The sequence below is a fragment of the Micromonospora sp. WMMD1082 genome, assembly GCF_029626175.1.
GTDB lineage: Bacteria > Actinomycetota > Actinomycetes > Mycobacteriales > Micromonosporaceae > Micromonospora.
On the sequence record NZ_JARUBM010000002.1, the window covers coordinates 6,370,690 to 6,395,478 of the forward strand.

At 72.6% G+C, this 24,789-nt stretch carries 19 protein-coding genes; 10 read left to right on the plus strand and 9 right to left on the minus strand.

Features of this window, described 5'->3' with window-relative positions; genetic code table 11:
• The first annotated feature begins 82 nt into the window (after positions 1-82).
• On the plus strand, positions 83-931 hold the full coding sequence (locus tag O7615_RS29495) for an endonuclease/exonuclease/phosphatase family protein (RefSeq protein WP_278181054.1): 849 nt from the start codon (positions 83-85) through the stop codon (positions 929-931).
• Positions 932-939: 8 nt separating this feature from the next.
• On the opposite strand, the gene O7615_RS29500 is transcribed toward O7615_RS29495, so the two are convergent.
• Both O7615_RS29500 and O7615_RS29505 read right to left on the minus strand, forming a co-directional pair.
• Positions 940-1,770 (minus strand): DUF4253 domain-containing protein, encoded by an 831-nt coding sequence (locus O7615_RS29500; RefSeq protein ID WP_278181055.1) that lies wholly within the window; start codon positions 1,768-1,770, stop codon positions 940-942.
• Between the two features lie 59 nt (positions 1,771-1,829).
• The gene (locus O7615_RS29505) at positions 1,830-2,327 is read right to left on the minus strand and encodes a DinB family protein (RefSeq protein ID WP_278181056.1); all 498 of its coding nucleotides are present in this window, start codon (positions 2,325-2,327) and stop codon (positions 1,830-1,832) included.
• Positions 2,328-2,443: 116 nt separating this feature from the next.
• Here O7615_RS29505 and O7615_RS29510 point away from each other — a divergent pair, with 116 nt between their 5' ends.
• Complete coding sequence (locus O7615_RS29510; RefSeq protein WP_278181057.1) at positions 2,444-3,352, plus strand: GNAT family N-acetyltransferase; 909 nt, start codon at positions 2,444-2,446, stop codon at positions 3,350-3,352.
• A gap of 81 nt (positions 3,353-3,433) precedes the next feature.
• Entirely contained in the window at positions 3,434-4,222 is a 789-nt protein-coding gene (locus tag O7615_RS29515) for a class I SAM-dependent methyltransferase (protein ID WP_278181058.1), read from the plus strand.
• A 37-nt stretch (positions 4,223-4,259) separates the two neighbouring features.
• Here the strand turns inward: O7615_RS29515 and O7615_RS29520 are convergent, their stop codons facing one another.
• A complete protein-coding gene (locus O7615_RS29520) occupies positions 4,260-5,372 on the minus strand; it encodes a sugar kinase (RefSeq protein ID WP_278181059.1) in 1,113 nt (370 codons plus the stop codon).
• Positions 5,373-5,448: 76 nt separating this feature from the next.
• Positions 5,449-6,087 (minus strand): bifunctional 4-hydroxy-2-oxoglutarate aldolase/2-dehydro-3-deoxy-phosphogluconate aldolase, encoded by a 639-nt coding sequence (gene eda / locus O7615_RS29525; protein WP_278181060.1) that lies wholly within the window; start codon positions 6,085-6,087, stop codon positions 5,449-5,451.
• Positions 6,088-6,442: 355 nt separating this feature from the next.
• Here eda and O7615_RS29530 point away from each other — a divergent pair, with 355 nt between their 5' ends.
• Complete coding sequence (locus O7615_RS29530; RefSeq protein ID WP_278181061.1) at positions 6,443-7,219, plus strand: IclR family transcriptional regulator; 777 nt, start codon at positions 6,443-6,445, stop codon at positions 7,217-7,219.
• Positions 7,220-7,741: 522 nt separating this feature from the next.
• Here O7615_RS29530 and O7615_RS29535 read toward each other — a convergent pair.
• Positions 7,742-9,121 carry a glycosyl hydrolase family 18 protein gene (locus O7615_RS29535; protein ID WP_278181062.1) on the minus strand — a complete coding sequence of 460 codons (1,380 nt, stop codon included), beginning with the start codon at positions 9,119-9,121 and terminating at the stop codon, positions 7,742-7,744.
• A 208-nt stretch (positions 9,122-9,329) separates the two neighbouring features.
• Between O7615_RS29535 and O7615_RS29540 the strand changes: the two genes are divergently transcribed.
• Positions 9,330-10,886, plus strand: a complete 1,557-nt coding sequence (locus tag O7615_RS29540) for a glycoside hydrolase family 43 protein (RefSeq protein WP_278181063.1) — start codon at positions 9,330-9,332, stop codon at positions 10,884-10,886.
• A 66-nt stretch (positions 10,887-10,952) separates the two neighbouring features.
• On the opposite strand, the gene O7615_RS29545 is transcribed toward O7615_RS29540, so the two are convergent.
• Entirely contained in the window at positions 10,953-11,759 is an 807-nt protein-coding gene (locus O7615_RS29545) for an SDR family oxidoreductase (protein ID WP_278181064.1), read from the minus strand.
• Positions 11,760-11,874: 115 nt separating this feature from the next.
• Between O7615_RS29545 and O7615_RS29550 the strand changes: the two genes are divergently transcribed.
• Positions 11,875-12,480 carry a TetR/AcrR family transcriptional regulator gene (locus O7615_RS29550; protein ID WP_278181065.1) on the plus strand — a complete coding sequence of 202 codons (606 nt, stop codon included), beginning with the start codon at positions 11,875-11,877 and terminating at the stop codon, positions 12,478-12,480.
• 63 nt (positions 12,481-12,543) lie between these two features.
• Here O7615_RS29550 and O7615_RS29555 read toward each other — a convergent pair whose 3' ends face one another.
• Complete coding sequence (locus O7615_RS29555; protein ID WP_278181066.1) at positions 12,544-14,211, minus strand: cellulose binding domain-containing protein; 1,668 nt, start codon at positions 14,209-14,211, stop codon at positions 12,544-12,546.
• Positions 14,212-14,834: 623 nt separating this feature from the next.
• Here O7615_RS29555 and O7615_RS29560 point away from each other — a divergent pair.
• The 4 genes from O7615_RS29560 (at position 14,835) to O7615_RS29575 (ending at position 21,437) form a co-directional block, all read left to right on the plus strand.
• Positions 14,835-15,437 (plus strand): DUF4956 domain-containing protein, encoded by a 603-nt coding sequence (locus tag O7615_RS29560; protein ID WP_278181067.1) that lies wholly within the window; start codon positions 14,835-14,837, stop codon positions 15,435-15,437.
• Positions 15,434-16,318, plus strand: a complete 885-nt coding sequence (locus O7615_RS29565) for a polyphosphate polymerase domain-containing protein (protein WP_278181068.1) — start codon at positions 15,434-15,436, stop codon at positions 16,316-16,318. The genes O7615_RS29560 and O7615_RS29565 overlap by 4 nt, the downstream gene beginning before the upstream one ends.
• Positions 16,309-18,423, plus strand: a complete 2,115-nt coding sequence (locus O7615_RS29570; RefSeq protein ID WP_278181069.1) for a CotH kinase family protein — start codon at positions 16,309-16,311, stop codon at positions 18,421-18,423. The genes O7615_RS29565 and O7615_RS29570 overlap by 10 nt, the downstream gene beginning before the upstream one ends.
• Positions 18,424-18,608: 185 nt before the next feature.
• The gene (locus O7615_RS29575) at positions 18,609-21,437 is read left to right on the plus strand and encodes a tetratricopeptide repeat protein (RefSeq protein ID WP_278181070.1); all 2,829 of its coding nucleotides are present in this window, start codon (positions 18,609-18,611) and stop codon (positions 21,435-21,437) included.
• Here the strand turns inward: O7615_RS29575 and O7615_RS29580 are convergent.
• Together O7615_RS29580 and O7615_RS29585 are read right to left on the minus strand one after the other, a co-directional pair.
• Positions 21,434-21,694, minus strand: a complete 261-nt coding sequence (locus tag O7615_RS29580) for an acyl carrier protein (protein ID WP_278181071.1) — start codon at positions 21,692-21,694, stop codon at positions 21,434-21,436. The genes O7615_RS29575 and O7615_RS29580 overlap by 4 nt on opposite strands.
• A gap of 2 nt (positions 21,695-21,696) precedes the next feature.
• Positions 21,697-24,789 carry an amino acid adenylation domain-containing protein gene (locus tag O7615_RS29585; protein ID WP_278181072.1) on the minus strand — a complete coding sequence of 1,031 codons (3,093 nt, stop codon included), beginning with the start codon at positions 24,787-24,789 and terminating at the stop codon, positions 21,697-21,699.

The window sequence follows — 24,789 nt, forward strand, 5'->3', positions numbered from 1 at the left end:
ATCGCGGGCGGTCACGACCGGGTGGTCGGTGCCGTGGGTACGGATACACTTTCCACCCCCACCGCGAGTGCAGGGCAGGTGCATGGCTTCTCGTCCGTCCCCCGTTCCGCGTCCGCTGGTCGCCCTCGCCTGCCTGATCTCGGTCGCCGCGCTGCTGGTCGGCTGTTCGGTGGCCGACGCCAACGGCACCACCCAGGTGCGGGTGCTCCAGCTGAACCTCTGCAACAGCGGCATGGCCAAGGGGTGCTACACCGGCCGGTCGGTCGACCGGGCCGCCGAGGTGATCCGCGCCGAGACACCCGACATCGTCACCCTCAACGAGATCTGCTCCGGCGACGTGGACGTGCTGGAGGAGGTGATGACCCAGGTGCACGGCGGGACGGTGGTGGCCGCCTTCCAGCCGGCCCGCAACGGCCGCACCGGCGAGCCCTACCGCTGCATCAACGGGCAGCAGTACGGCGTCGGGGTGCTGGCGCACGTGCCGGCGCCCTACCGTGGCCACGAGGTGCACGCCGGGATCTACCCGGCGCAGGATCCGGCGGACCCCGAGCAGCGCGCCTGGCTCTGCGTGGACGCCACCACCGTCTACTACGCGTGCACCACGCACCTGGCGTACACCAGCTCCACGCTGGCCCTCGCCCAGTGCGGGCACCTGCTCGGTACCGCCATACCGGAGCTGCACGCGCGGCACCGCTACCAGCCCACCGTGGTCAGCGGCGACCTCAACCTGCGCCACGGCGGCACACCCGACGTGCGGTCCTGCGTGCCGGCGGACCACCTGCACCTGCACGACGGCGGGGTGCAGCAGTTCATGGCCACGGCCGACATCACGATCCAGGACAGCAGGTCGATCAGCATGGACCGCACCACCGACCACGCGGCCTTCCTGGTCGCCCTCGCGCTCCCCCGGCCGGCCGACCTCGTCCACTGACGCCCCGGTCAGTCCCACCAGAACGCCCACGTCGGGGCGCCGACGAGGCGGTCGGCGTAGCCGGCGAGCGTGCACGGGCGCTGCCCCTGCCACACGTTGTCCGGGCAGAAGGCGAAGTGCTCGGCGGCCACCCGCAACGCCTCGGCGGTGCCCGTCGGCGGCGCGGCGACGCTGAGGTACAGCTCGGCGAAGCCGACGCCGATCACGCGTACCCCGAACCGGTCCTCCCAGCTGCGGAGCACGGCGGACAGCTTCGCGGTGTCGTTGGTGTGGTTGACCGCGCCCTGCCACCCGAGCACGGTCAGCGCGTCACTGCCCCGCCCGGCGGCGACCAGCCCGAGGCGCATGGCGGGTTGGGCCAGCGCGAGCTGCTCGCCCCAGTGGTCGGCGTGCCGCTCCGGGGACACCCGGGGCTCGGCGGGTGCCGCCAGACCGGGCCAGTCCCGACCGTACGGAGCGGTCAGCCGCTCGTCGTCGCCGTCGTACGGGGCGGTCAGCGCAGCCCACCAGCCGGCGAGCAGCCGCTCGGGATCATGCGCCGCGGGCGACGATCCGCTCTGCGGCCAGAACTCGCCGCCGTCGTACCAGGGGGACGGACCACCGCCCTGGCCGTCCAGGAGCAACGGCCACAGCCCCGAGTGCTGGTGCGCCGCGTGCCACCTCGGCCACAGCCCGGTCGGCGCCGGGTCGTCGCTGCGCCACAGCGTGGGCCGCTGGGCGGCACCCTCGTCACCGCGTACCGTCCGGCCGGGCGGCAGGGGAACGGGGAGCGGGCGCGGGCCCGCACCGGCGAACAGCTCCGCCAGGTCGACGGGCATCTCGTTGAGCTGCGATGTCACGAATCGTGAGAATAGCGGTCAGGGCCGACATCGCGCGGCGACGAGCCGTCACCGGTCGGCTATTCGGCGAGGATCTGCTCGCGCAGGATGTCCGCGTGCCCGCAGTGCTGGGCCAGTTCCCGGAGCACGTGCAGGTAGACCCAGCGCAGCGGAAGCGGACCACGCCGGTTGCCGGTCAGCAGGTCGTCCAGGTCGAGGTTCTCCGTCGCGCGGCGAGACGCCGCGCAGGCGTCCCGGTGCGCCCGCTGGACCTCGGCGACGGTGTCGGCGTCGTCGAGGACGAACGACTCGTCCGGCGTCTCGGGGAGGCCGATCTCGGCGCGCGACCGGCCGGTGACGCCCTCGTCGAACCAGACCTTCTCCACGAAGGTCGCGTGCTTCACCAGACCCAGCAGCGTGGTCCGCGACGGCACCAACGACCGGCGCGCCTGCTCCTCGGTCAGCCCGTCGAGGCACCCGTTGATCAGGGCGCGATGCTGGTCGATGAAGATCTCGAACTGGGCGCGGATCGGCTGGTGACGCGCGTCCTCGACGGACCGCTGCGACGGGTTGGTCATGAGCGGAGCATCGCAGAGCAGGATCCGCCCGGCAACGACGACCGGCCGTGGCGGTCGCGCTGACCGCTGCAGAAATCCGTTGGCGACGGGCCACGCTTTGAGGTTGGGTGACCTCCGTGAGCATCTCCCTGTCCACCCCGCGCGTCGACGATCTGCCGGCAGCGGTCGACGCGCTGAAGCGGTGGCAGTACGACGGGGGGCCGCTGCAGCTACATCCGGGCGATCTTGGCTGGCACTCGATGAATGGTGCCGAGGCCACGGCCGCCGCCATCCGGATGTGGGCGTGCGACGGGGAGGTTCTCGCGCTCGGGCTGTTGGACGGTGCCCAGTTGCTGCGCATGGCGATCGCTCCGTACCGGCGCGACGACGAGGAACTGGCCGTTCGGCTCGCCATCGACCTGACCGACCCGGAACGCGGTGTCCTGCCGCCCGGCGGCGCGATCGTCGAAGCCCGAGGTGCGGAACTTCTGTCCCGGCTGTTGCTGGAGCGGGGATGGGAGCGGGATGAGCTCTGGACCCCCTTCCGCCGCGATCTCTCCGAGCCGGTTCAGGCGTGTGGCCTACGTATCGAGGTGATCGGACCCGATCGCGCCGAGCGGTGGGTGACGGTCCACTGGTCCGCCTTCCGTGGCTCGGCCTTCGTCGACGCTGACCGGCACCGCGTGGTGCAGCGCTGGCTCACCATGGTTGGTGGCCCGCTCTACGGCGACGCCCGCAGCCTCATGGCGTTCGACGAGCAGGACGAGGCCGTGGCAGTGGCGTCCGTGTGGTCGGCCGGCGCCGGTCGGCCGGGGCTGATCGAGCCGATGGGCGTCCATCGCGGTCACCATCGACGTGGTTACGGCACCGCGATCACGCGTGCTGCCGCTGCCGCCCTGCGCGACATGGGATCGTCCAGTGCGATCGTCTGCGCGGAAAGCTCCAACATCGGTGCCGTGGCCACCTACGCCTCCGCCGGCTTCACACCGTCGGCCGACGTGGCCGATCTGCGCCGGACCGGCGAGCCGACGCGCTCGCCGGGCTGACCCAGCACCGGGGCGGATGTGCGAGCCATGCTGTGAGCAGAATCCGTGGTCCGGGCCGGCCCGACCGGGGACGCTGGCCTGATGGGTCTGGGGTTCGGCGGTGAGGTGGCACGGTTCTACCAGCGTTACCGGCGGGGTTACCCGCCAGCGGTGTTCGACGCGCTGGTCGAGGCGTTCGGGCTGACGCCGGAGGACACTGTGGTGGACCTGGGCTGTGGGACGGGTCAGCTGACCCTGCCGATCGCCGCCCGGGTACGGGCGGTCGTCGGGGTCGACCCGGAGCCCGACATGCTGGAGCTGGCCCGACAGGCGGCCCGGGATCAGCTGTTCGGCAACGTCGGCTGGCTGCTCGGCGCCGACACCGACGTGCCCGCCCTGGCGGCGCTGCTCGGTGACGGGCGCGTGGGCGCGGTGACCATCGGGCAGGCACTGCACTGGATGGACCACGACACGCTGTTCCCTCGGCTCCGTCCACTCCTGCGCCCCGGTGGCGGCGTGGCCGTGGTGACCAACGGGACGCCGCTGTGGCTCCAGGACACCGCGTGGTCCCGGGCGCTGCGCGGCTGCCTGGAGCAGTGGCGTGGCGCCGAGCTGTCCCAGCCGTGCGGCACCGACGCCGCCAGCCAGCGGCGGTACGCGGACAGCCTCGTCGCCGCGGGCTACGACGTCGAGCAGCGCACCGTCGACTACACCGACGAGATCGACCTCGACGATCTCGTCGGCGGCGTCTACTCGGCGCTGTCGCGCGACGCGCTGCCCGCTCCGGAGCAGCGCACGGAGTTCGCCACCCGGATCCGCGATGCGCTGCATCCCGAGACGCGATTCCCCGAGAGCGTCCGGGTCACCGTGCTGGCCGGCCGGCGGCGCTGAGCACGTACCCGCTCAGGCGCGTGCCGGCGTTGCCGGCTCAGCGTTGCACGCGGGCGCCGGCGCCCCGCACCAGCGCCTCCACCTCGGCCAGGCTGGCCATCGACGTGTCGCCCGGGGTGGTCATCGCCAGCGCACCGTGAGCGGCACCGTACTCCACCGCCAGCGCCAGGTCACCGTCGCGTTCCAACAGGCCGTAGATCAGCCCGGAGGCGAAGCTGTCGCCGCCGCCGACCCGGTCGAGGATCTCCAGGCCGGGCCGGTGGGTGGCCTCGGCGAAGGAGCCGCCGGCCCACGCTACGGCACCCCAGTCGTTGACCGTCGCGCTGCGCACGCCGCGCAGGGTGGTCGCCACGACCTTGAAGTTGGGGTACGCCTGGACGACCGCCTCGATCATCGCCTTGAAGTTGCCGGCGTCCAACGCTCCACTGTGGATGTCCGTGTCCGGCACCGGGAACCCGAGGCAGGCGGTGAAGTCCTCCTCGTTGCCGATCATCACGTCGACGAGGCCGGCGAGGCGGCGGTTCACCTCCCGCGCGCGGTCCTGGCCACCGACGGCCTTCCAGAGGCTGGGCCGGTAGTTCAGGTCGTACGAGACGATGGTGCCGTGCCGCCGCGCGGCGGTCATGGCGGCCTCGGCGGTCCGCGCGGCGGTCTCCGACAGCGCGGCGTAGATGCCGCCGGTGTGCAGCCACCGCACGCCGAGCGTGCCGAAGAGGTGATCCCAGTCGACGTCGTCCGGCGCGAGCTGGCTGGCGGCGGAGTGCCCACGGTCGGAGGTGCCGACGGCCCCGCGTACGCCGAAGCCCCGCTCGGTGAAGTTCAGCCCGTTGCGGACGGTGCGGCCGATCCCGTCGTAGGGCAGCCAGGTGACGAGGCTGGTGTCGACGCCGCCCTGGAGGATCAGGTCCTCCAGCAGCCGACCGACCTCGTTCTGGGCGAACGCGGTGACGACCGCGGTCCGCAGGCCGAAGCAGCGGCGCAGCCCACGGGCGACGTTGTACTCCCCACCGCCCTCCCAGACCCGGAACTGGCGCGCCGTGCGGACCCGACCCTCACCGGGGTCGAGCCGCAGCATGACCTCGCCGAGCGAGACCAGGTCGAAGCGGCAGTCGGCCTTCGGCCGGGGCGTCACGATCCGCTCTTCGCTCATGCCGGCACTCCGCTTCGCTCCGCGCCGCCCTGAGGCACCACCGCACTGAGCTGATGATTCACTCGCTGACGCTCGCTCATGCCGCGCCGCCGGCCGCCGCCAACGCCGCCCGGGTCCGAGAGGTGATCTCGTCCCACTGCTCGCCGGCGATAAGGTCCGCCGAGACCATCCAGCTCGCGCCGACCGCCAGGACGGCCGGAACGGCGAGGTACTCGGCGATCACGGCGGCGGTGATGCCACCGGTGGGAATGAAGCGCACCTCGCGGAACGGCGCCGCGAGTGCCTTGATCATCGCGGCCCCGCCGAGCTGCTGGGCGGGGAAGAACTTCACGATGCCGAGGCCAGCGTCGAGGGCCATCTGGATCTCGGTGGCGGTGGCTGCTCCGGGCACCACCGGCACGCCGGCCTCCTGGCAGGCGCGGACCACGGCCGGCGCGAAACCGGGGGTCACCACGAACCGGGCGCCGGCCGCGATCGCCCGGTCGGCCTGCTCGGCGGTGAGCACCGTGCCGGCGCCGACCGTCAGGTCGCCACGGGCGGCGAGCGCCGCGATGGCGTCCAGCCCGGCGGCGGTACGCAGGGTCACCTCGACCGCCGTCAGGCCGCCCTTGACCAGGGCGTCGCCGAGGGGGTCAGCATGCCGCGCATCGTCGAGAACCACGACGGGCAGCACCCGACCGACAGTCAACTGTTCAGCTCCGTGAACGCTAGTCACGTACGTGACCCTACTTGAGGCGTACCGCCCTCCGCCAGGGCACTGCCCACCTTCGGCGGACGGGACCGGCCGCGACTTGCGGTATGTCGGGCCATCACGCCGGCACAAAGCCCCGACATACCGCAACCCGTGACTCCACCCACCGCGCCCCTCCCGGCGGCGGCGCCGACCACGACTTGCGGCGGTTCGGGCCATCCCGCTTGCGAGAGAGCCCCATCCCGCATGTCGGGGTCGCGGAGGGTGGGCACGAGTCGTGGGCACGGTGCGCCCGCGCGGGGTGGCGGGCGCGAGGGGCGGGGCGGTCGAGGTCACCGGGGGTGGCGGCCTGTCGTGGATACCGCATTAGAGTGGCCGCGTGTCCACCGCGCCCGAGGAGTTCCAGCCCGTCAAGTCGGCCGGGCGCACCCTCGACGTGCTCGAACTGCTCGCCGACCAGCCCGGCCCCTGGGCGCTGGGCGACCTGGCCCGTGCCCTCGGCATTCCGAAGAGCAGCCTGCACGGCCTGCTGCGTACGCTGGCCGGCCGCGGCTGGGTGCAGACCGACGAGGCCGGGACCCGGTTCCGGCTCGGCCTGCGGGCCCTCCGGGTCGGTGCCGCCTACCTCGATGGCGACGACCGTGTCGGCCTGCTCACCGGCGTGCTCGACGAGCTGTCGCGCCGCTTCGGGGAGGCCGTACATCTCGGCCGTCTCGACGGCGACCAGGTCGTGTACCTGGCCAAGCGGGAGTCGGTGCACCGACTGCGCCTCTACAGCGCCATCGGTCGCCGGCTGCCGGCCCACGCCACCGCCCTCGGCAAGGCGCTGCTCGCCGAGCATCCCGACCACGAGGTCGACGGCATGCTGTCCTGGCCACTGCCCCGCCTGACGCCCCGGACGGTCACCGACCGCGACACCCTGCACACGGCGCTGGCCGCCGTGCGGGCTGACGGGCACGCGGTCGACCGCGAAGAGAACGCCGAGGGCATCATGTGCTTCGCGATGGCCGTACCGCTGGCGTCGCCCGCGGTCGACGCGGTGAGCGTCTCGGTACCGGTGAGTCGGCTGCGGCCGGAACTGGAAGCCGCCATCGTCGCGGCGCTGCGGGACACCGTCGGCGGCCTCACCCAGGCCCGCGGCATGCTGACCGCGTAGTCACCCGCCGGGCGCTGCCAGGCTGTGCTGTTGCCGAGGCACTGGCGCCGGATGCCGGGTCGCTGGCGGGTCGTCGGCGCCGGAAGCACTTGGGCCGCCGCACCCACCCACACGCGCGAACGCCGGACGCCGGACGCCGGACGCCGGACGCCGGACGCCGGACGCCGACCACCATCACAACAGGTAACGTCCGCGCCCCCTACACCCGTTGCTCTCTCGCCCCTTTGCTCTGCTTCAACCCACGCGACAGTAACGCTAAGTGGTCACCGTGGTCCGAACGCCCGATCCGCCGTCATCGAATGATCGCAGCTCAGCCGCCCTGTGCGCGGATTGAAGCAGAGCAAAGGCGATGAGTGGACAAACCCCTCGGGCCTCAGCGTCGTGACGCAGCGTCATCAAGGCGGCGACTCCCGCCATCGTCGCCGAGCGTCAGCATCGGGCATCGAGGTCGGGCGTGGCGCGGGGCGTGGACGGCCAGCGGAGTTGCTGGCCGTCCACGTGGGTGGACCTCGCGGGCAGCGGTCAGGCCGGCAGGCGCCAGACCTGGTTGGCGCCGCCGAAGCAGTCCCAGATCTGCAGCCGGGTGCCGTCGGCGGAGCTGTTGCCGGTGGCGTCCAGGCACTTGTTCGACGCCGGGTTGCGCAGCGTGCCGTTGGACTGGGCCTGCCAGACCTGGGCGCCGGTGCCGTTGCAGTCCCAGAGCTGGATCGTGGTGCCGTTGGCGGTGCCGGCGCTGGTCACGTCCATGCACTTGCCGAGGGCGCGCAGCGTACCGTCGGTGGCCACGGTCCAGCGTTGCGCGGCAGTGCCGTTGCAGGTGTAGAGCTGGATGGCGGTGCCGTTGGCGGTGCCGGCGGCGGCGACGTCCACGCACTTGCCGGCGATGCCGGTGATCGGGCCGGTCCGGCCGCTCGGCGGAGGCGTGCCGCCGCCCATGACGGTGTCGTAGATCGCGCTGACCAGGGAGGTGGAGCCGGTGGTGTCCTGGGTGAGTTCCCAGTTCATCATGCCGCCGGCGTTGGCCATCGCCCACTGGGTCTTGCGCCTGACGGTCGGGATGCCGTTGTAGCACTGCTGGGCGCCGCCGGCGGTGGTGCAGTCGCGGTTGGCGTTGGCCGGGTCCATGCCGACCAGTTGCGAGTAGGTGTAGTAGCCGGGCCGGCTGTAGAAGGGCACCCCGAGGACGGCCTTGCTGGCCGGCAGGCCACGGGCTTTCCAGCCGTTCACCGCGTTGATCGACCAGTCGTAGTTGGCGTGCGGGCTGCCGCCGTCGTACGCCATGATGTTGAGGAAGTCGACGTGGTTGAAGACCGCGGTCGGTACGCCGTCGCGGTAGTAGCCCTCGGCGACGACGGCGGCGGTGAGCAGCTTGCCCTGCGGACGCAGCGCGTTGCTGAGCTGCTGCATGAGGAGGCTGAAGTTGTTGGCCGAGGCGCCCGGGTCCGGGTACTCCCAGTCCATGTCGACACCGTCGAGACCGTACTGGTTGACGAAGCTGACCACGCTGTTGACGAACGTGGTGCGGGTGCCGGCGTTGGCGGCGAGCGCCTCGAAGGCGGAATCGTCGCCGTCGTTCCAGCCGCCGATGGCGATAGAGACCTTGACGTTGTTGGCGCGGCCCAGCGACACCAGCGAGGAGAGCTTGCTGGGGTTCTCCACCGCGCGCAGGGTGCCGTTGCTGTTGGGCAGCACGAAGGCGTAGTTGATGTGGGTGAGCTTGCTGTACTGGACCGAGTTGACGTTGCCCGTCCAGGACGGCATGTAGCCGACGCTCTTGAAGTTGTTCGGCAGGACCACCGCCTGCGCGGTGGTCGGTGCGACGGCGAGGGCCGCGGCGGCGGTGACCAGGGTGAGCAGACCGGCGGCCAGGGCCGAGCGGGGGCGCGGACGTGGTGAGGACATCGAGGGCCTTCCCGTTGGCAGGTGAGGGTGCCGCGGCGCCGCGGCCGGTCACCGGTGGTGCCGCCGGTGACCGGCCGGGCGTACGGGGTAATGGTTTCCTCGAGGCAGCCAAATCTTAAAGAGTGTTAACGGTAAGGTCAATGATGCTGTTCGATGAGGGCCCGACGGCATAGGCAGGCACGGACCGATGCGCATAGCATCGGTCCGCATGACCGGCCCCTCCACCACGTTCCGCAACCCCGTCGTCCCCGGCTTCCACCCCGACCCGAGCGTCTGCCGCGTCGGCGACGACTACTACCTGGTCTGTTCGAGTTTCGAGTACTTCCCCGGCGTACCGATCTTCCACAGCCGCGACCTGGTGAACTGGCGGCAGATCGGCAACGTGCTCGACCGCCCCTCCCAGCTCGAACTGCCGGCGGACACGCACGCCTCCCGGGGGATCTTCGCGCCGACCATCCGCCATCACGACGGTCGGTTCTGGATGGTCACCACCAACGTCTGTCTCGGCCGGCACCTGATCGTCACCGCCACCGACCCGGCCGGGCCGTGGTCGGAGCCGGTCTACCTCGACCTGCCGCACGTCGATCCCTCCCTGGCCTGGGATGACAACGGCGACTGCTGGATGACCGTCTCGGGGGTGGAGTCCTACCGGATCGACCCGGTGGCGGGCACGGTCCTGGAGGGCCCGGTGCCGATGTGGTCCGGCACCGGCGGGCAGTACCCGGAGGCCCCGCACCTGTACCGCATCGACGACTGGTGGTATCTGCTGCTCTCCGAGGGCGGTACGCACACCGGCCACGCCGTCTCCGTCGCCCGGTCCCGCGACATCCGTGGCCCCTACCAGCCCGGCCCGGTCAACCCGATCCTCACCCACCGCGGCACGAACCGGCCGGTCCAGGCCACCGGCCACGCCGACCTGGTCCAGGCCGGGGACGGCAGCTGGTGGATGGTGCTGCTCGGCATCCGGGCCCGGGGCCAGCACCACGTGCTCGGCCGAGAAACCTTCCTGATGCCGGTGCGGTGGGTGGACGGCTGGCCGGTGGTCGACCCGGTCGAGGAGGTGGTGACCGCGCCCGCCGGCAGCCCGCCCGCCCAGGCCGCACCACCGGACGCGGCTGGCCACCGCGACGACTTCGACGCTGCCACGCTGGCGCCGGGTTGGGTATCGCTGCGCGGCCGGCCGGAGGCCAGCTGGTCGCTGACCGAGCGGCCCGGCTGGCTCACCCTGCACGCCGACGGTACGACCCTCGACCGCGCCGGGGCCACCATGGTCGCCCACCGGCAGCTGCACCACGACTGCCGGGCCACCGCCCACGTCGACGCCGGCTCCGGGCGGGCCGGTCTGACCCTGCGCGTCGACGAGGCACACCATTACGACCTGGAGGTCTCCGGCGACACCGTACGGGTCGTCGGCCGGGTCGGGCCGTTCCGCCAGGTGTTCGGCGAGCGGCCGATGCCCGCCGGCCCGGTCACCCTGGCGATCGGCACCAGGACCCACGACCTGCTCCCGCCGACGGTCACCGCCGCCGACCAGGTCGCGGCGTCCGGACGGCCCTTCGGCGCCCGCCCCGCCCCATGTGACACGGTCAGCTTCGAGGTGGTCACCGGGGACGGCCCGGTCGTGCTGGCCGAACTGGACGGCCGCTACCTGTCCACCGAGGTAGCGGGCGGCTTCACCGGTCGGGTGTTCGGACTGTACGTCACCGAGGGCAGCGCGGCCTTCGACTGGTTCGACTACCGCCCGGCGCCGGCACGCGAGCGGTGACCACGGCCAGCCGGACGGCGAGGCTGTGGTGCCGGCGGCGGGCGGATGGTGTCGGGCGGTCGGTGGTCAGGCCACCGTCGTGGAGTCGCGCATCATGGCACCGATGATCATCGTGGCTCGGCGGCGGCTGATGAGCCGGCTGCCGGCGGCGGCGGCGCGGTTCACCCGGCCGGCGATCACGCTGGGCGGCGGGTTACGGCGATCGAGGGCAGCGAGGGCGGTGCTCACGACGTCCGCAGCGCTCATCCGGCGGGCGCCACCGTCGGCGCCGCTGCCGGCGACGTCGAAGAACTCGGTCTGGGTGGCGCCCGGCGACAGGGCGAGGACTCGCAGGCCGGTGCCGCGCGACTCGTACCAGAGTGCCTCGGTGAAGTTGAGCACGAACGCCTTGGTGGCGCCGTAGACGGCCATCGTCGGGTTGGCCTGGTACGCCGCCATGCTCGCGACGTTGATCAGGAACCCGTCACCGCGGCGGCGTAACCGCTCGATGAAGCGGTGGCTGATCTCGACAACGCTGGTGACGTCGAGGGCGATCTCGGCGGTCAGCCGGTCGAGGTGCTCCTCATGGAACAGGCCGTGGGTGGCGAAGCCGGCGTTGTTGACGACGCTGGTGATCTCGATGCCGCGCCGGGTGACCTCCCGGTCGAGCAGACTGCCGATGTTCGGCGTGGTCAGGTCCAGGGCGATCGCGGTCGCCTTGACATGGTGCCGGTGGGTCAGCTCGGTGGCCAGGGCGTCGAGCCGGTCCTGGCGGCGGGCGACGAGCACGGCGTTCGCGCCCCGGGCAGCGAGCTGTCGGGCGAACTCCGCACCGATCCCGGAGCTGGCACCGGTGACGAGGACGGTCTGGCTGCGGTAGTCCAGCGATGTCATGGGCGCGCCCTTCACGAGGAGACCAACAATGGCACCGTAGGCCCGTATGGCACTGAGTGTCAATAGGTCACCGAGGGTCGACTCGCCTACACTGCACCTCGGGAGGGAGACACCCATGAGCAGCGACGGTCTGTGGAGCCGTACCCGCCAAGCGGCCATCGCGGAGATCACCAAGGTGGCGATGGACCTCTTCCTGGAGCAGGGGTTCGAGGCCACGACGTACGACGACATCGCGGCCGCCGCGGGCATCTCCCGGCGGTCGCTGTTTCGCTACTTCGGCACGAAGGAGGACATCGTGCTGGGTCACCTGGCCGACGAGGGTCCCCGTGCCCGGCAGGCCCTGGCCGAGCGCCCCGACGACGAGCCACTATGGACGGCGCTGCTGAACGTGCTGGCCCTCGTCGACGGGGCGGACGGGAGGTCCGGCGACCCGGCGCGGCTACTCAAGATCTCCGAGATGATGTACGGGACGCCGTCGCTGCGCGCCCGCAGCGTCGAGAAGCACCTCCAGTGGCAGGCCGACCTCCTCCCCGAGGTCAAGCGACGACTCGGCGCCGATCCCGACGACGGTCTGGCCGATCTGCGGGCCGCCGCCGTCATCGCCAGCGCGATCACCTGCCTGGACGCCGCCGGCGAGATCTGGACCCGGGAGAAGGGCGCGGTCCCCTTCCGCGAGTTGCTCACGGTCGCGTTCGCCTCGGTACGCCACGCCACCGGGTAGCGCACCGAGAGGCGGCGGCCTCGGGCGGGTGACGGCCCGCCCGAGGACCCTGGCGGGCGAAGGCTACCTGGCGGTGCAGGTGGGGGTGATCCCGGTGCCGGTGCCCGTGCCCTGGAAACCGAACTCGGTCGACTGGCCGGCGGCGACGGCACCGTTGAAGCTGACGTTGGTGAAGGTGACCGCGCCGCTGGTGCCGCCGGCGGTGGCGTTCCAGGTGTTCGTGACGCTGGCACCCGAGGGCAACGTCACCGCCACCGACCAACCGTTGACCGGGGACGAGCCGGCGGTGACCCGCACCGTGGCGACGAAACCGCCCGTCCACTGGTTGATCGATGCCGACGCCGAGCAACCGCCGCCGGCCGGCGGAGTGGTGGGCGGGGTGGTCGGGGGCGTCGTGGGCGGCGTCGTCGGGGGCGTGGTGGGTGGCGTGGTCGGAGGCGTGGTGGGCGGGGTGGTCGGGCCGTCGGTGAGGGTCGGCGTCTGCCAGTCCCGCCACTCCGACAGGCTGCCCGCCTTCCGGCTGGAGATCCGGAAGACCCCGGCCGTGTTACCCGTCTTCAGCAGGAACTTCTGGATGTTCTGCTGCAGTGGGGTCCGCCACTCCGAACGGGAGGCGCAGTGCGTGCCGTCCTGGACGTCGGACCAGTAGCTGATGTTGTCGCCCGCGCCGAGCGCCTTGTAGACCTCGGCCCCAGCCAGGGCCGCGACGCTCGACGAACGGGCGGCCAACCAGTCGACGTGCGGGTTGTCCATGATGAACAGCCCGCGCGGCGCCACCATGGCCACCGTCTGGTGGGTGTCCACCGGCAGGTTCGCCGGGCTGCCGGTGTAGGAGCCGAAGCCGTCGCCCAGCCACGGCTGCTCGTCGTACGCGCTGCTCAGCGGCTGGGCGCCGGACTCACCCGGTATCCCGCGGAAGATGGGCGAGCCGGCGCTGCCGGACTCGATCGGCATGGTCAACGCGATGCGCTGGTCGAATGCGCCCGTCACGAAGGCGCCCTTGCCATAGCGGGAGCACCCGGTGACGCCGGTCGCGTCCGCCCGGAGGATGGTGCCGCCCGACTGCTCGATCACGTCGATGATCCGGCTCACCCCCCACGCCCAGGCGGCCAGCAGGCCGGTGTTGCTGGACGCGCCGTAGATGCTGTAGAAGGCGCCCTGCTTGTTGCTGCGGGGAGTGCCCTCCCTGCCCACCGCGAGGGGGTCGTAGTTGATCACTGCGGCGCCCGCGGACCGGATGGTGGCCGTGTCCGCGCCGAATCCGCCCAGGACCACCACGGCCGGGTACGGTCCGGAGCCGCCGCTGGGCAGTTGCACGCTCGCGGAGAAGTTGGCGGTGCGCCCGTTGTGCGTGACGTTCACCGTGATGTTCGTGCTCGACACCGTCCCCGTGACGCTCTGCGGCCTGGCCGGCTTGTCGCCGTAGACGGCCCGCTGCGCGAGCTGTTTGGTCTGCGCCCGTTGGCAGCGCCAGTCGGCCTTGGTCGAGATGCGCGTGCCGTCCAGCCTGCGGAAGGGGTCGGGGAGCCGGGAGGTGGCAGGGGGCGATCCCGGGCTGGGCACCGGGCAGTCGACGCCCTCGTCCTCCACCGGCGACACCACCGCGAGGCTACCGGCCGCGGCCCGGGCGACGGTGGTTCGCGCCACCACCCACACCGTCGCGGCGAGCGCGAGCGCCGTCACCGCCAGTACCACGAGCGCCGAACGGATCTGCGCACGGTCCGATCCCATGAACACCGACGGTCCCCTTCCGGGCAGACGACACCTGCCAAGCGATCGACAGACGCCGATACCAGTAGCGGTAGTTTCGATCAGCTCAACGAAACATGTCAATATGGTTTCGGCGGTTATCGGTCGATCATCATCCGGCAACCCACCACGCCGGCGTACGCGACGACGTCGCACCGGACACGGGACGTCGCACCGGACACGGGACGGCGCCCGGCCCCGACCGGCGCCTTCGGCGGCCGGATCCACCACGCCGCGCGGCGACCCGGGCCGCCCGCCGGCCCGAGGGGCCCGGCACGACACGCACCGTGATCCCGTCCCAACAAACGGACGTTCGCCTCAGGTTTGCCGCCGGTTCATCTGTGGTTGGGGTGCCCGTAACCCTCCATTGACCAGCGACGTTGCCCTTATCGAACCCCACTTCGGCGCAGCCATGGACCAGAAGTCCCCAGGTGGATGCCACATAGCCATTGACGTGGCTCGATTCAACGTCCTACTATTCCCGAAATAGTTCCTGCAAGTTTACCGGAATTTCCGGTGGCGTTCGGCCGCCCGCCCCCGTTCCGCCGAGGACAGCGTGGACGGTGCCCGGCCGGCGCGGCAGCGACCCAGGAGGAAGACACGAGATGTCGCAGCTCGTCCTGTTCGCGATCGATATCTGCGCGGTGGCGCTCCTCGTCTTCGGGCTCTACTTCCCAAGACATCGCCGCCGCGATCTCGTCGTCGCCTATCTCGGCGTCAACGTCGGTGTCCTCGCGGTGGCGAGCGCGCTCAGCGCCAGCAACGTCGGCGCCGGGCTCGGGCTCGGGCTGGCCCTGTTCGGCGTACTGTCCATCATCCGCCTGCGCTCGACGGAGCTCGACCAGCACGAGGTCGCGTACTACTTCTCGGCCCTGGCGCTGGGCATCCTCGGCGCGCTGAGCACCACCTCGGTCTGGCTCAGCGCCGGCCTGATGGGGCTCATCCTCGTGGTGATGTTCCTGGGCGACCATCCCCGGCTGCTCCGCCACTACCGGCACCAGATCATGGTGCTCGACTCGGCCGTCACCGATCAGGTCACCCTCGTCGCCCAACTGGAACAGCTGCTCGGCGCGCGGGTGCACACGGCCACCGTGCAGCGGCTCGACCTGGTCAACGAGACCACCCTGGTCGACGTGCGGTACTCGGTGAAGGGCCGGGCCGCCACCGCCGCACCCGGCGCGCCGGCCACCGCGGGAGCCCACCGATGAGCCCGCTGCCGATCACCGCGCCCCTACCGGTCACCGCGTCCCTACCGGTCACCGCGCCGCTGCCGATGACCGCGTCGCTGGCCCGGATGGCGACCATCGGGCTGACCGAGCTCATCGACCGGGCCGCCCTACAGACCAGGGTCGACCGCAAGTACGTCGTCCCGCTCGACGTGCTGCCGCACCTGCTCGACCAGCTCACCCCGTACGCGAGGGTGCTGGATATCGACGGGGAGCGCTCCTTCCGCTACGAGTCGGTCTACTTCGACACCCCGTGGCTGGCGAGCTACCACTGCGCGGCCTACCGGCGTCGGCGCCGCTTCAAGGTACGCACCCGCACCTATCTCGACTCTGCACAGTGCTGGCTCGAAGTCAAGATCAGCGGGGCGCGCGGCAGCATCACCAAGCACCGGTTGCCCTACGATCCGGGCGACCGTGGCACCGTCCACCCGGGCCGCGACTTCGTCGACGAGGCGCTCGTCCGGGAGGCGGTCTGCCCACCCGCCGGCAGCATCCTCGACCCGGTACTGATCACCACCTACCGGCGGGCGACGCTGTTGCTACCCGCCACCGCCAGCCGGGTCACCATCGACACCGGGCTCGCCTGGCAGGACGGCAACCGCTCGCTGCACCTGCCGGATCTCGCCGTCGTCGAGACCAAGACCAGCTCCGCGGCCTCGCCCGCCGACCGGATGCTCTGGCAGCGAGGTCTGCGGCCCGCCCGAATCTCCAAGTACGCGACCGGCCTGGCCGCCCTCCGTCCGGACCTACCGGACTCCCCGTGGCGACGGACACTGCGCCGCCACTTCCACACCACCCCGTCGGTGGGCACGGCACCGACCTCCACCACCCACCGTCCCGTTCAGGAGGCATCGTGCGTCTGACCGTCCGCAGCGCCGGCACCGCGGCGGCACCCCTGCGAGCCGCGGGGATAGCGGCCGTCGCCGTGCTGGTCGCCGGGCTCCTCGTCCCGTCACCAGCACCGGCCGGCGCCGAACCCGTTGCCGGCACGTCCACCGGTTCCGCCACCGAGAGCAGCGACACCGCCCGCACCGCCGCCGACACCACCGCGGCGGACGCCGTCGCCGCCGCGGACGCCGCCGACGACCTGGTCGGCGACATCCGGTTCTCCGTGCCCAGCGGCACCTTCTCCGGTGAGGTGTCGGTGTCGCTGAGCACCACCATCAGCGGCGCCCAGATCCGCTACACCACCGACGGACGGCTGCCCACCGCGCAGTCGCCGCTCTACGCCGACGCTCCGGTGCGCCTGACCCGGAGCACCCAGCTGCGGGCGCAGGCCTTCGTCGGGCAGACCGCGTCGGGGGCACCGGGCACCGCCATGTACGTCGCGCGCAACACCACCACCGCGCACGACCTGCCGGTGCTCCTGATCGACTCGTACGGCGCCGGCCGGCCCGACCGGGAGTACTTCGACGCCGCCACCATGATCTTCGAGCCGGGTGGTGGGACCACCTCGCTGGCCGCCGCTCCCGCCGTGGCCACCCGGGCCGGGTTCCGGCTGCGCGGGCAGTCGTCGTCGACCTTCGACAAGACGCCGTACCGGATCGAGTTCTGGGACAACGAGGACGACGACGCCGACTACCCGGTGCTGGGCATGCCCGCCGACTCCGACTGGGTGCTGCGCGGCCCGTTCACCGACAAGGCCCTGATCCGGGAGGCGTTCATCTACGACCTCGGACGGCAGATGGGCCTGCCCGCCCCCCGGTACGCCTTCGCGGAGTTCTACCTCAACACCGACGCCGGACCGGTCGGTGCCGACGACTACATGGGCGTCTACATGATCGTCGAGACGATCAAGAACTCCAAGAACCGCCTCGACCTCAAGCAGCTGCGCGACGACGACCGGACGCTGCCGAGGATCACCGGCGGCTACATCTGGAAGTTCGAGTGGATGGCCGCCGAGGAACCGACCCTGCCGTGCAGCGGCCCCGCGGCGACCTGCTGGAACTACCTGGAGGTGGCCGACCCGTCGCCGTTACAACCCGAACAGCGCGACTGGTTGCGCAACCACATCCAGGAGTTCCACAACGTGCTGCGGGCGCCCAACTTCGCCGACCCGGTCAGCGGCTACCGGGCGTACATCGACGTGGGCTCCTTCATCGACCAGCTCATCATCAACGAGCTGAGCCGGGAGATGGACTCCTACATCCGCAGCGCGTACTTCTACAAGGACCGCGACACCAAGATCTTTGCCGGTCCACTGTGGGACTACGACCTGACCTTCGGGGTGGGTGGCTTCTTCAACAACGACCAGACCTCCGGCTGGCAGTACCAGCAGGTCCGCCAGCCGCTGGCCAACGACTGGTACACCCAGTTGATGCGGGATCCGGCCTTCGTCAACGAGGTCCGGCTGCGCTGGCAGACGCTGCGTCGCGGCCCGCTCTCCGACGCGTCCCTCCAGTCCCGGATCAACGCGTTGACCGCGCCGCTGGCCAACGGCGCCCAGCGCAACTTCCAGCGCTGGCCCAACCTGACCACCCCGATGATCGGCTTCTTCATGACGCCGACCGCGCCCACCTGGCAGGGGCAGGTGCAGTACATGCGGGACTGGATGCTGCGCCGGGCGGCCTGGCTCGACTCGACCGCCGGCTGGGGCGGGTCCACCACTCCCCCGCCCAGCACTCCTCCGCCGAGCACGCCGCCGCCCAGCACTCCGCCGCCCGGCGGAGGGGGCTGCACCGCCACGTACACGGTGACCAACGAGTGGTCCGGCGGCTTCCAGGGTGAGGTGCGGGTCACCGCCGGCAGCGCGGCGATCAGCGGCTGGACCGTGACCTGGACGTTCGCGGCCGGCCAGGCGATCACCCAGGCGTGGAACGCGACGGTCACCAGCCAGGGATCGGCGGTGACCGCCCGCAACGCCGGCCACAACGGCAGTCTCGCCGCCGGGGCCAGCACCACGTTCGGCTTCCTGGGCTCGACCACGGGCGCCAACAGCACACCCTCGCTGACCTGTACGGCGAGCTGACCGGAGCCGCGCCGGGCACCGGGCCGTCGGCCCGGTGCCCGGCGCGCGCGGCCGTCCACGCCGTGCCCGACCGACCCGCGCACGTGTGACGCTCCGGTTGCTCTTTGCCGTCCGATCAATGGTTCCGGCTCGGTGCCCGGCACCCGCACAGTGACCACTAACGTCGGTGTGCGAGAGGGGCGACCGTGGCGGATGGCCGCTGGGCGAACTGGCTGCGGCACCGTACTGCCGGTATCGCCGGCGCGGGCCTGGTGCTGACCGCCGGGATGACCGCGGCGCTGGCCAACTTCGTCACCTGGTACGTGGCGGCCGGCCTGGGCGCGGCGTCCGGCGCCGCGGGTCTCTACGGTGGGGTGTGGTGGCAGCGGCGGACCGACCGGCGCGCCCGTGAGGACGCCTGGCGGGCGGTCACCACCGCGGCACCGGGCAGCCACCCGGCGCCGGCGGACGACGACACCGGCCTGCTGACGATGCTGCTGCCCGGCCGGCAGGTCGTGCCGTTCAGCCCACTGCACGACCGGTCGGCCCGCCGGGTGGTGCAGTGGGCCCTCGCCGACTCACCGGCCCGGGCATCCGTGCTCTACGTCGACGGCGCGCCGGGCGCCGGCAAGAGCCGGCTGCTGGTCGAGGTGGCCGAGCGGCTCGCGCTTCCGTGCGCCTGGGCGGTGCCGGGCCGGGGTGCGGCGGCGGTCGCCGCGGCGGCGGCCCTCCGGCAGCGAGTGGTGCTCGTCGTCGACGACGCCGACACCTGCGACGACCTGCCCACCACCCTGGGCGCCTGGGCGGAGGCGGCCGACAGTGACGTCCGGTTGGTTCTGATCAGCCGGGTGAACCATCCGTGGTGGGCGGCCGTCCGCGCCCGCCAGCCGGCCCGGGTGGTGGCGCAACTGCCGTACCGGCCGCAGGTGACGGTGCCGGCGATCGTGGGCGACGCCAGGAGCCAGCAGCAGGCGTTCGCGCGCGCCCTGCGCTGCTTCGTGGCGGAGTCCGCACCGGTTCCCTCCGTAACGCTGAAGCCGAGCGACCCGCCCCCGTCGATCGCGCTGCTGCACGCCGCCGCCGCGCTCGCCGCGCGGACCGACGTCGGCGGCACGGTCGACACCGCCACCGTGGTGGCCGGCATCTTCGCCGCCGAGCGGCAACGCTGGCAGGAGTCCGCCCGGCAGGCGCACCTCCACAACCTGCCCGGCATCGTGCTTGAGCAGGCGCTTCTGCTCGCCGCGCTGGTCGGCGCCGCGGACGAGGGGGCCGCCCGGCGGCTGCTCGGCCAGATCCGCACCCCGGTGGGCCTCATCGGCCCCGACCGGGCGGGTCAGCTGGCCGACTGGCTCCGCGGGCTCTACCCGCAGCAGGTGCCGGACTGGCTGGCACCGCGCCTGCCGGCGGTGTTGCTGGAACGCTACGCGGTGAGCACCGTCGCCCACAGCCCGCTGCTCGCCGAGGCACTGGCCAACGCCACCGGCCGGGACGACGCCCGCACCGAGCGCGCCCTGGGCACCCTGGCCAGAGCCGCGGTACACAGTCCGGACGCCGCCGCGGCGATCAGTGCCGTCCTCGACCGCGACCCGGCGTGGATGACCGCCGCCGCGATCAGGGTCGCCGCCGTCGGGGAACTGCCGGTCGACGAGGCGATCGCCGCCTGCCTCGACAGGCACGCCGATCGGTTCACCCCGAGCCAGCTGCGACAGCTGGACGGGGCCATTCCGCCGGAGGCGCGGACCGGCCGGTTGGCCCGCGCCAGCGTCGCGCTCCTGCGACGGTACGTGTCGCACCCCGAGGTGGATCCGGACGATCCCGACACCCTGGCCGTCCGGCATTACCTCGCCAGCATACTGACGGAGCAGGGGCAGTTCGGCGCGGCCGAGTCGGAGTTCCGCGAGGTGCTCGCCGCGCGGACGCGGCTGCTCGGCGAGGAGCATCCGGACACCCTGCACACCCGCAACCGGTTTGCCGTGGTGCTGGATCTACGGGCCGAGCGCGGCGAGACGGAGGCCCAGTTCCGTGCCGTGCTCGCCGCGCGGACGCGGCTGCTCGGTGCCGAGCATCCGGACACCCTGCACACCCGGCTCAGCCTGGGCGTCGTGCTGGGCGGGCAGGGCCGCTACGACGCGGCGGAGGCCGAGTTCCGGGAGGTCCTCGCCGCGCAGACCCGGCTGCTCGGCGAGGAGCACGAGGACACCCTGACCACCATCAACAACATCGCCGCCCTGCTGCGGGAGCAGGGACGCCTCGGCGAGGCCGAAGACGTCTTCCGTGCGCTGCTGGCGGTGCGGACCCGGCTGTTCGGCGCCGAACATCCCACGACCCTGACCGTTCGCGGCAACCTCGCGGTGGTGTTGGACAAGCTGGGGCGCGCCGAGGCGGCAGAGGCCGAGTTCCGGGAGCTGCTCGCCGCGCGGACCCGGTTGTCGGGCGCCGCGCATCCCGACACCGTGAACATCCGCAACAGCCTCGCCATCCTGCTCGGCAGCCGGGGGAAACACCGTGAGGCCGAGGCGCAACTGCGCGAGGTGCTCGCCGTCCACACACGCTCGCTCGGCGCCGAGCATCCCGGCACCCTGGTCGCCCGCAGCAACCTCGCCATCATGGTGGACGCGCAGGCGCGGCACGAGGAGGCGGCGGCGGAGTTCCGGGCCGTGCTCGCCATCCGGACGCGGACGCTGGGCGCCGAGCACCCCCACACCCTGAGCACCCGCAACAGCATCGCCGCGACGCTGCGCGAGCAGCGCCGGCTCGGCGAGGCGGAGGCGGAGCTGCGCGACCTGCTGGCCACCCGCACGCGGTTGCTCGGCACGCACCATCCCGACGCCCTGAACACCCGCGGCAACCTCGCCACCGTCCTGTCCGATCAGGGCCGGCACGCGGAGGCGACGGCAGAGTTCGAGCAGGTGCTCGCCGGCTGGACCCAGGTGCTCGGCCCCGAGCATCCCAAGACCCTGGCCATGCTGAGCTACCTGCGCGCGAACTCCCGCCCGCGGCGGGCCGCCGCCACCGAACCGGACCAGGTGGCCTAGCTGTCGCCCGGGCCCGGTGCGTCGGGCAGCAGGGCCACCAGGTCGTCGATGGTGTCGAGCGGCCGACCCGCGCCGGTCAGCTCGACCTCGACGCCGTACTCCAGTTCCAGCGCGTCGACCAGGCGCAGCAGCCCGAGGGAGTCGACACCGAGCGCGATCATGGAACCGCCGGCGAGCAGGTCGGCCGTTGCGACGTCCCCGCCGGTGGCCTCGCTGACCAGTTCCGCGATCCGCTCGCGCCGTTCGGTGGCGGTCATCCTCAGAACTCCTTTCCGGACTGCCGGATGATCTCGGCGATCTCGGCGATGGTCGGGGTGTCGAAGAAGGCGTCGAGCGGCACCTCGACCCCGAGCCGTTGCTGGATCCGGCCGCTGATCCGGGTGATGTGCAGGGAGTGCCCGCCCAGGTCGAACAGGTCCTCGTGCACGCCGATGTCGGGGATCCGCAGCACCTCCTGCCAGATGAGCCGCAGCTGCGACACCACCGGATCGTCGATCGCGTCCGCGGGCGCGCTGGCCGGGACCGCCGCCGCGCCCTCCGGCGGGGCGGGTGCGGGCAGCGCGGCCCGGTCGACCTTGCCGTTCGGGCTCAGCGGCAGCCGGTCGAGCACCACGTAGCCGGTGGGCAGCACGGCCGACGGCAGGCTCAGCGCCAGGTGCCGGCGCAGCTCGGACGACTCCACCACGGCGCCCGCCCGACCCACCACGTACGCGACCAGCTCCGGCTCCCCGTCGTCGTGCCGCAACACCGCCGCGGCGGCGGCCACGTCGGGGTGGTCGAGCAGCCGGGCGTCGATCTCCCCCAGTTCGATCCGGTGCCCTCTGATCTTGACCTGGTCGTCGACGCGGCCGAGGAACTCGATCCGCCCGTCGGGCCGCCACCGGCAGCGGTCACCGGTGCGGTAGAGCCGCGCACCGGCCGGCCCGAACGGGTCCGGCACGAAGCGCTCCGCGGTGAGATCGTCACGTCCCCGGTAGCCGACGGCCAGCCCGGTGCCGGCCAGGTAGAGCTCGCCGGGCAGCCCGACCGGCACCGGGCGACGCGCGGCATCCAGCAGGTACGCCCGCACGTTCGGCAGCGGCCGGCCGATGGTGACCTCGGTCGGGTCGGCGGGGATGTCGGCCATCGTCGCGTAGACGGTCGCCTCGGTCGGCCCGTACCCGTTGATCAGGCGGGCGGTGCGGGCCCGTAGTTCCCGGGCGAGGGCGACCGGCAGGGCCTCGCCGCCGGCCACCGCGACCAGCGGCGGCGCGCTCCCGCCGGTGCCCGGGGTGCCGAGGCCGGCCGCCAGCAGCACCCGCCAGCCCGACGGGGTGGCCTGCGCGTGGGTCACCCCGGCGGCGTGGGCCAGCCGCAGCACGGCCGGGCCGTCCAGGGCGCTGACCCCCGAGGCGACGACCACCCGGCCGCCGGTGACCAGCGGCAGGAAGACCTCCACGGTGGAGATGTCGAACGACAGCGACGTCAGGTGCAGCCACCGGTGCGCCGGTGCGCTGCCCAGCAGGTCACGGACGCCGAGCAGCATGTTGGCCAGCGCGGCGTGCCGTACCGCCACCCCCTTGGGCCGGCCGGTCGAACCGGAGGTGTAGAGCACGTACGCCAGGTCGTCGGCGGCCGGCTCCTCGGCGGGCCGGGCCGGCGGCGGGCCGTCGAGGAGGTCGATCCGGTCGAGGGCGAGCGTGGGCCGGGTCGTCGCGTCGGCGGTGTGGGCCACCACGAGTGCCGGGGCCGCGTCGGCGAGCACCATCTCCCGGCGGGCCGGTGGGTGCGCCGGGTCGATCGGCAGGTAGGCGGCCCGGCAGCGGAGCACCGCCAGCAGCGTCACCACCGCCTGCCAGGACCGGTCCAGCGCGACGGCGACGAGCGCGCCCGGTCCCACGCCGCGCTGCCGCAACGCCTCGGCGAGCCGCGCGGCGGCGGCGTCGAGCTGGGCGTAGCTCAGCGTGCGGTCGCCGTCGACCAGGGCGGGCGCGTCCGGATCCGCGGCGACCCGGGCGGCGAACAGGGCGGTCACCGTCGACTCGGGCGGGTAGGCGCGGGCGGGGCCGTGCCCGCCGCGGGTGACCTGATCCCACTCGTCGGCGGGGAGCACCGGCAGCTCCGCCACCGGCCGGTCGGGGTCGGCGACGACGGCGGCGAGCAGGGTACGCAGGTGGCCACCGATCCGGCGGACGGCGTCGGTGTCGATGGCCGCCGGGCTGTGCTGGAGGCTGACGGTGGTGTTGCCGGCGGGGGTGTCCACGATCTGCACATGCAGGGCGTTGCGGGCGGCACCGCAGAACAGCGTCCAGTCGACCTCGCTGGCGACGCCGGGGAAGACCGGCTCGTCGCCGCGCCGCCGATAGCCGATGCTGATCGGGGTCAGCGCCGGAGCCGGCCGCAGGCCGGGCACCGCGTGGGCCAGCGGCACGGCGCGGTACCGGTAGACCTCGCGCAGCCGGGCCCGGACGGCGCGGGCATGCTCGCGGAAGGTGCCCTCGGCCGGGTCGGCGACCACCGGCAGCTCGTTGACGAACAGCCCGATCCGGTCGGCCTCGTCCGGGGTGCGGCTGGACAGGGTGACCCCGACCGGGGCGTCCCGGTTGCCGTAGCGCGCGAGCAGGGCGTGCAGCGCGGCGAAGAGCAGCTCGAAGCGGGTCACCCCGAGCGACCGGGCGACCCGGCCGATGCCCTCGACCAGGTCGGCGGGGAACTCGACGGTCACCGCGGCGCCCGGTTCCGCGCCGGTGGGCAGCCGCCGCAGGCCGGGCAGGACCGCGTCCGTGGGGCCGGTCCAGTGCCGTGCCCAGTACGCGCGGGCGGCGGGCAGGTCGACGGCGACGCGTTGCTGTTCGGCGGTGGCGAGGCCCGCGTACCCGTCGGCGGGGGGCGTGGGCTCGGCCGGGCCACCGTCGCGGGCGGCAGCGTACGCGGCGGCGAGATCCCGGGCGAGCACATCCTTCGACATGCCGTCGAAGGCCAGGTGGTGGGCCGTGACCAGCAGCAGGTGGCTGCCGTCGGCCCCGGCCAGCAGGACGAACCGGGCCAGCGGACCGGTCCGCAGGTCGTACGGGCGGGCGATCTCCTCGGCGATCCGGGCGTCGGTCAGCTCCCCGAAGGTCACCGGTGGGCGGGCGTCGGCCGGCGCCAGGCGCGGGATGTCGGCGTCGTCGCCGGTGATCCGGGCGGCGAGGATCGGGTGCCGTTCGGTCAGCGCGGCGCAGGCCGCGACGAGGGCCCGGCGGTCGAGTCCGGCGCCGAACCGGATGCCCAACGCCATGTGGTACGCGGTGCCGGCGACCCCGGCCTGCTCGGTGAACCAGACGGCGTGCTGTGCGTATGTCGCCTCGGCGGTGCCCACATGCGCTCCCAT

What these genes read in the sequence shown, in the direction of transcription:
- O7615_RS29565 (WP_278181068.1), top strand. Translation starts at nt 15,434, where the DNA reads ATGAGCCCGCTGCCGATCACCGCGCCCCTACCGGTCACCGCGTCCCTA.
- O7615_RS29495 (WP_278181054.1), top strand. Translation starts at nt 83, where the DNA reads ATGGCTTCTCGTCCGTCCCCCGTTCCGCGTCCGCTGGTCGCCCTCGCC.
- O7615_RS29550 (WP_278181065.1), top strand. Translation starts at nt 11,875, where the DNA reads ATGAGCAGCGACGGTCTGTGGAGCCGTACCCGCCAAGCGGCCATCGCG.
- O7615_RS29505 (WP_278181056.1), bottom strand. Translation starts at nt 2,327, where the DNA reads ATGACCAACCCGTCGCAGCGGTCCGTCGAGGACGCGCGTCACCAGCCG.
- O7615_RS29560 (WP_278181067.1), top strand. Translation starts at nt 14,835, where the DNA reads ATGTCGCAGCTCGTCCTGTTCGCGATCGATATCTGCGCGGTGGCGCTC.
- O7615_RS29580 (WP_278181071.1), bottom strand. Translation starts at nt 21,694, where the DNA reads ATGACCGCCACCGAACGGCGCGAGCGGATCGCGGAACTGGTCAGCGAG.
- O7615_RS29520 (WP_278181059.1), bottom strand. Translation starts at nt 5,372, where the DNA reads ATGAGCGAAGAGCGGATCGTGACGCCCCGGCCGAAGGCCGACTGCCGC.
- O7615_RS29535 (WP_278181062.1), bottom strand. Translation starts at nt 9,121, where the DNA reads ATGTCCTCACCACGTCCGCGCCCCCGCTCGGCCCTGGCCGCCGGTCTG.
- O7615_RS29515 (WP_278181058.1), top strand. Translation starts at nt 3,434, where the DNA reads ATGGGTCTGGGGTTCGGCGGTGAGGTGGCACGGTTCTACCAGCGTTAC.
- O7615_RS29540 (WP_278181063.1), top strand. Translation starts at nt 9,330, where the DNA reads ATGACCGGCCCCTCCACCACGTTCCGCAACCCCGTCGTCCCCGGCTTC.
- O7615_RS29555 (WP_278181066.1), bottom strand. Translation starts at nt 14,211, where the DNA reads ATGGGATCGGACCGTGCGCAGATCCGTTCGGCGCTCGTGGTACTGGCG.
- O7615_RS29585 (WP_278181072.1), bottom strand. Translation starts at nt 24,789, where the DNA reads ATGGGAGCGCATGTGGGCACCGCCGAGGCGACATACGCACAGCACGCC.
- O7615_RS29545 (WP_278181064.1), bottom strand. Translation starts at nt 11,759, where the DNA reads ATGACATCGCTGGACTACCGCAGCCAGACCGTCCTCGTCACCGGTGCC.